Source organism: Peribacillus sp. P4_C12 (assembly GCF_056402095.1).
This window is the reverse complement of sequence record NZ_JBFUIB010000202.1, coordinates 1-6326: the sequence shown is the minus strand read 5'-3', so window position 1 is coordinate 6326 and position 6326 is coordinate 1. Positions and strand designations below refer to the sequence as shown.

Below are 6326 nucleotides of genomic sequence, written 5' to 3'. Positions count from 1 at the left end.
CCCTAACGAATACACCCCTGAATTCGTTATGCCCTCCGTTATCCACTTATATATAGAGGAAGTTCAAAAGTTAAAGGATGATCCTAATATCCAGGTTTTACAACAAACCTTCTCCCAAAATGAAAATATTGGATATGCTAAAATCAGTATGCTAGTGCTCGGTAAAAGCCCTGAATCACTTTTAGGCTCATCATACATTAAATAACACCCCCTGATATGTTCCCAAAAAAAACCTCCGATTTACGGAAGGTTTTTTTTCTTATTCTAATATTAGAGCACTTTGCTCAAAAAGGCTTTAGTTCTTTCCTGCTGCGGATTATCAAAGATCTCACTTGGAATATTTTCTTCGATAATAAAGCCCTCGTCCATGAAAATCACACGATCACCAACTTCTTTAGCAAACCCCATCTCATGGGTCACTACGACCATTGTCATACCTTCTTTAGCCAATTGCTTCATAACCTCAAGCACTTCACCGACCATTTCCGGGTCAAGAGCAGAAGTCGGTTCATCAAACAACATGATTTTTGGTTCCATTGCCAATGCCCTTGCGATTGCCACACGTTGCTTTTGTCCACCCGATAATGAATCCGGATAGGCGTTCGCTTTCTCAGCAAGTCCTACTTTCTTAAGTAGTTCCATGCCTCTTTGTGATGCCTGTTCTTTGGAAACTTTACGAACCTTTAGCGGCGCAAGCATAATGTTATCAATAACTGTTTTATGCGGAAATAAGTTGAAATGCTGAAATACCATGCCAACTTCAGTGCGTACTTTATTGATATTGACCTTCTTATCTGTCGTATCAAGTCCCTCTATGAAAATATGTCCTCCCGTTATCGTTTCAAGTTGATTAATACACCTGAGAAAAGTAGATTTACCAGACCCTGAAGGTCCAATCACCACAACTACCTCCTGTGGGGCAACGATTGCATTGATATTCTTTAATACCTCGTTATCTCCAAATGACTTTTTTAAATTCTCGACCTTAATCATTCTGTTTTCAACCTGCTTTCGAGTCTATTTAATACGAAACTTAAAATAAGGGTCAGGAAAAGATAGATAAAGGCACAAGCCAAATACGGCTCCCAAACTTTAAAGTATTGTCCCCCCATCGCTTTTCCCCAATACATTAATTCGGGGGCTGCAATGACACAAAGGAGGGAGGAATCTTTTAATAATACGATGAATTCATTTCCTAACGGAGGGATCATTCGTTTGAATGCTTGAGGTAAGACAACATGAATCATTGTTTGAGTATGGGTCATTCCCAACGAACGAGCCCCTTCCATTTGTCCTTTATCAATGGATTGAATTCCTGCACGGAATATTTCCGCAATATAAGCCGCTGCATTTAAAGACAAAGCAATGATTCCAGCTGTGATTGCGTTCGTCTCCCCAGTAAAAAAGGGCACAATACCAAAATGGATTAAAAAAATCTGAACTAATAGCGGAGTTCCACGAAAAACCGTGACATAACAGTAAAATGGAAATGCGAGCACCTTGTTTCTCATTATTTTCCCTAAACCTATCAGTAACCCTAAAAAAGTTCCGATGAGAATAGAGGAAACCGATAGCCCAATTGTGAGTATCGTTCCCTTTAATAAGAAAGGAGCATATTCAAAAATAATATCCCAGCGAAAATTCATTCCGTTCCCCTCCTAAAGACCAAAAAAACTGCGTAACTTCACACGTAAAGTTACGCAATTTTTTATTATTAATTTGTTTTATTGCTGTGCTTTTAACGTTTCAACATCTGGTTCTGTGCCGAACCATTCTTTATAGATTTCTGCGTACTTTCCATTCTCATAAATAGCATTGACGGCTTTATCAAAATCAGCTTTCAACTCGCTACCTTTTGGGAACATAAGACCATAAAATTCCTGATCAAAACTGCTGCTATCTTCAACAACTTTCAGCTTTTGGTCAGGGTTATTTTTCACATATTCTTCAACAACGGTATTGTCCGCTACTACCGCTTCAGCTCCGCCTTGTAATAATTCCTGAATGGCCAGGTTATTATTTTCGAATTTTTTGATGTCTTTATGATTTTTCCCAAGAAGTGACTCGACTGCTTCCTGTCCAGTTGTAGCTGTTTGAACAGCAATAACCTTTCCTTTCAATTCTTTTCCTGATTTTATATCACTTTTCTCAGGAACTAAGATTTTGTTTGTGGATAAGAAATAAGGCACCGAAAAATCATACGATTGTTTTCTCTCATCATTTACTGTAATTGCAGATATCCCTACATCCGCTCTTTTAGACTCGATTTCTACAAAAATCGGATCCCAGCCAACATGCTCAACTTTCACTTTATAACCGGCTTCTTTTGCAACAGCATTGATAAAATCAACATCGAATCCAACAACTTTATCGCCTTCCAGATATTCAAATGGAGCATATGCTGCATCCGTCACGATCCTAAGTGTTTTCCCATTTGCTTCTTCTTTTTCGCTAGTTGTCGTTACTTCCTTTTCTTTCCCGCATCCAGTCATAATCAGTAACAAAGAAACTACCATGGCAAACATTAAAAACGAAACTTTTTTCAAAATAATCCCCTCTTTTCTCTAGTAAACTCTCTTTTAAAGAACGCAAACAAATCAAATTTGAAAGAATATTCAGTATTTTCATTTAAAAATATTATACGTTTATTTGTTTTTTTATGCAATAAAAAGTCCGTAAATAACTTTAGTAAAATAAAATTTTATCCAATTAACTCGGAAAACCAAGAAATTAAATAGGCTTTAATTATACAGACGGCGGACATTTCCTCATTTATAAAGTAATTATTGAAATTATATCGAAAACAGATATTAGAACTATTAGCCAGATTTTAAATAGGAAACAAAAATAAGCAGCAACCTCATTAGCTTGGTCGCTGCTTACTTAAATTTTATTTAGGGCACTTCTTTAATCCCCTCTTCAATATCTAACATATCTAATAAGAAGATAAAGATCGGAATCCCAATGATCAAACCCCATATCCCAAGAAAATGCTCGGAAAACAGAAGAATGATGAAGGTGAAGAACGTTGGCAAATTTGTTTTTGCCGACATGAATTTTGGATTTAAAATATAGCTTTCAAGTGCATGTATAATCCCAATCATAACAAACACAGCAATAACCTTTGGCATACCGCCAATACTGTAGGCAATCATGCTAAGTGGAATTAGGGAGATAATAACTCCTGCAACTGGAATTAACCCTAGGAAGAAAATCATAATTCCAAGACCGAGCAACTGTGGAAACCCAAGAATCCATAAGAAAGTTACTGAAAGGACTGCATTCGTAATGGCAATTAAGAACTGGACCTCAATTACCTTTCCGAATGAATTGATAAATTTTACTCCAAAGTGACCAAGGTTTATAAAGAAGGATTTGAATTTACCCCGCTTAAATTTAGAAGTAAAGCGAATAATTTTATCTCTTTCCAATAAGAAAAACAGACTAAGCAGTATGGAAAGGAAAATCTGTAATGCCAGTTTACCGAAATCAGATACATAAAGATAGAGCGTATTCATCTGTTTTTGAAGATCGAGCGGCGATTCAGTCTCGTTCATTAAACTAATGGCGTATTGAATGACCCGACTATCGGGTGGATGTTGAAAGAAAAAAACAATCTGTGTAACTAATTCTGTAAATTGCAACGTAATGACCGGCAAATATTTATAAATAACGATGGCTAAACAAGAAATGACGACTATATATAAAAAGCTTATGACAACTTTAGAGTTAATACGCATCACTTTATTTAGTCGAATCATGATAAATTGTTCCAGCCTTCCCATTAGGAAAGTGAAAACAAATGTGAATAATACAATATTAACCATACTTCCAATGCTTATAAGAAACAGGACTAACACTATTAATGTAATTAACCTTGAAAAACCTTCACYTTGTAAATACTCTTTTACCACTTACCTATCTCCTAACTAACATTCTGCCGTGATAATTCCTTCTACATATTATTTTACACGGAATTGAGGGATTCTACTACAATTACCTTCCATTGAAGACAAAATTATTTGAATGATCAGTAAGTCTTATTGAGAGGAGGTTAGATTATTATTCTAGACTCACTTTTATATAGAACATCCACTGACTTCAACGACGATTTAGGTCTTTATTTTTAAAAAACATCTGCCAAAAAGGCAGATGCTAATCTTCATCTTTCACATCGATATCTTCTGGGATGGGTTCACTATAATAATCCGCTAATTGCTTCTTATATTTTTCCATCTGTTCCAGATGCGTATTGAACTGCTCTTTAAAAATTAAATACTGCTCACCATCATGGACAGTGCGAATTTTATTTTGAACAATCATGCTTTCTATATAAGATTCCGGCATTGATAAATATTCCGCAGTCTCTTTTACTGTCAAGTACATGCCTTCACCCCTTTTCCTCTTAWCTATACTAGATAAGAGTCTTCATTTGAAGTGCCTAATCCATACAAATACATGGGCCTTCTCAATTTGAGAGGCCATTAACTTATTACAAAGTGACTTTTACCGTTTTTTCATTTCCAGTTTTATCGATTGCACCGACAGATAGCTTAGTGTTTTCTTTTGTTTTTAAAGTCACTTTATCCGTTTCTTTTTTATCTTCAGTCGCTTTTTAATACTTTGTACCCTGCTTTAACCCTCATTTTTACTTTTCCCTCGATTTTACCTAAAACGAATTGGCAAGAACTCGTTTTTGCGAAGGTTCGGGTTTCTAGGGCGGTTAGATCTTTTACGGTTGCTGTTATTTTAGTAATTTGATATTTTTTATCTCCATCCAACCATGTGGTCCAATCCGATACTTTTGTTCCAGTCTTTTGTTTAACGATTTATTAACCTTTACTTGAATTTGGGTCAGTTTCCCTGCTTCACGCAAGTGTGTTAAGGGGGTGAAAGGATGATGTCTAAACCTCAGTCTCAGAAAAATCTAACCTATAAATAAATGGCTATCTCAAAAACAAATCACAGTAATAACTTACAAACCCTTCCAATAACATGTAAGATAATACTAATGTGATAGATCTATAGATTAAGAGGAGTTGACCAAATGACCTTATTTTATGTAATACTTGCGGCAATTTTCGCTGTCCTTCTAGTCATTGTTGTGAAACGGCGAAGTGAGCCAGCTAGAATAGAGCGGTATCAAAATGAATTTGGTAAATTATATACGGACACTTTGGACTTGGAAGTAACCGAAATTGTACCAGAAGCATTAATCGTACAGCTTAACAAAGCACTGGATTACGATTATATGGAAAAGGTCAATACAGAATTCCGGCTGAAGTATCCCCGAAACTCACAGGAAAGGGTTAATGAGCTGTGGCGCGAATTTAAACGCTACTTGATTATGGCTGCTGTGTTTGGCAAAGTTGAAATGTTTAATGAGGTCATCGATGAGCTATGGCATATCATGCTGAATTACAAACAGGAATATGATGATTTTTGCCAGACATTCATTGGCCAACCCATTCAGCATAATCCCCACTCACAGCCTGTTTTTAAACCTGAAGAACGCACGCTGTTTGATTTTTACTATGTACAACTGTTTACGGTTGATTCAAGTTCGATTCAAAAATGGGGGAAATTTTTCAAGCATGATAAAGGAAAAGAATTGCTCCATGAATTCGAAGCGCTGGAGTTGGAACAGTTAAAGGAGAAATATATGCGCACTCCTACAAGTATAGAAGCGGAACAGACCTTTGAATGTTTCACCTCCCTTTTTAAAGAGAATCGTCCGAAAATAGTATTGGATTGGCGGGAAAGATACGATCAAACAGACTATGCTGCTCCTGCCTACTTCATCTATGCCAGTTCCGATAATCATGATACRGACTTTAATGATATTTTCGGGGTAGAAGCAGCCACTACCTCCTCTGACTCAATCAATGTTAATCATGGTGGAGATCATAGCAGCACCTATGACAGTGGTTCTAGTTCTGGTTCTGATTCTTCTTCTAGCTGTTCTTCTTGCAGCTCGTGCTCGTCATGAAATTTTTGTTATATAGTTCCGATATGTAGAGAAAATTTAAGCGCTTGGACAGATATCCAAGCGTTTTTGCAAGTTGAATTAGCAGTATAGAAGGCCTTCCAATTGAACTGCACCCCAATTGTTAGACAACATCTAATAATTGGAGGTGCAGTTTTTTTGACTAAATATACGATAGACGAAAAATCACATGCAGTTTTAGAGTACTTAGAAGGGAAAAAATCCTATAAATCCATTGCACAAGAAAGAAATGTAGGTTTATCCCCTCTGAAAAGATGGGTCGCTCGCTATCTAAAACATGGGATGGAAGGACTTGCTTCATCCTATACAAATTACACTC

At 36.5% G+C, this 6326-nt stretch carries 8 protein-coding genes and 1 pseudogene; 3 read left to right on the top strand and 6 right to left on the bottom strand.

Annotation, left to right across the window (positions count from 1 at the left end; translation table 11 throughout):
- Window positions 1–205 (top strand): annotated as a pseudogene (locus AC1DUW_RS18725) (hypothetical protein); the annotation flags it as partial.
- 65 nt (window positions 206–270) lie between these two features.
- Here the strand turns inward: AC1DUW_RS18725 and AC1DUW_RS18720 are convergent.
- The 6 genes from AC1DUW_RS18720 to AC1DUW_RS18695 all read right to left on the bottom strand — a co-directional run bounded on the left by AC1DUW_RS18720 (window position 271) and on the right by AC1DUW_RS18695 (window position 4781).
- Window positions 271–993 carry an amino acid ABC transporter ATP-binding protein gene (locus AC1DUW_RS18720; RefSeq protein WP_056522225.1) on the bottom strand — a complete coding sequence of 241 codons (723 nt, stop codon included), beginning with the start codon at window positions 991–993 and terminating at the stop codon, window positions 271–273.
- Window positions 990–1646, bottom strand: a complete 657-nt coding sequence (locus tag AC1DUW_RS18715; RefSeq protein ID WP_477643176.1) for an amino acid ABC transporter permease — start codon at window positions 1644–1646, stop codon at window positions 990–992. The genes AC1DUW_RS18720 and AC1DUW_RS18715 overlap by 4 nt, the downstream gene beginning before the upstream one ends.
- A gap of 78 nt (window positions 1647–1724) precedes the next feature.
- On the bottom strand, window positions 1725–2546 hold the full coding sequence (locus AC1DUW_RS18710) for a basic amino acid ABC transporter substrate-binding protein (RefSeq protein ID WP_053344464.1): 822 nt from the start codon (window positions 2544–2546) through the stop codon (window positions 1725–1727).
- Between the two features lie 348 nt (window positions 2547–2894).
- On the bottom strand, window positions 2895–3914 hold the full coding sequence (locus tag AC1DUW_RS18705) for an AI-2E family transporter (RefSeq protein WP_477643175.1): 1020 nt from the start codon (window positions 3912–3914) through the stop codon (window positions 2895–2897).
- A gap of 241 nt (window positions 3915–4155) precedes the next feature.
- On the bottom strand, window positions 4156–4386 hold the full coding sequence (locus AC1DUW_RS18700; RefSeq protein WP_053344462.1) for an excisionase family DNA-binding protein: 231 nt from the start codon (window positions 4384–4386) through the stop codon (window positions 4156–4158).
- A gap of 218 nt (window positions 4387–4604) precedes the next feature.
- Window positions 4605–4781, bottom strand: coding sequence for a hypothetical protein (locus tag AC1DUW_RS18695; RefSeq protein WP_477643174.1), 177 nt, complete (start codon window positions 4779–4781; stop codon window positions 4605–4607).
- 266 nt (window positions 4782–5047) lie between these two features.
- On the opposite strand from AC1DUW_RS18695, the gene AC1DUW_RS18690 reads away from it, so the two are divergent.
- Window positions 5048–5989 carry a glycine-rich domain-containing protein gene (locus AC1DUW_RS18690; RefSeq protein WP_477643173.1) on the top strand — a complete coding sequence of 314 codons (942 nt, stop codon included), beginning with the start codon at window positions 5048–5050 and terminating at the stop codon, window positions 5987–5989.
- A gap of 156 nt (window positions 5990–6145) precedes the next feature.
- On the top strand, window positions 6146–6326 hold a 181-nt coding region (locus tag AC1DUW_RS18685), incomplete at its 3' end, for a transposase (RefSeq protein WP_477642655.1).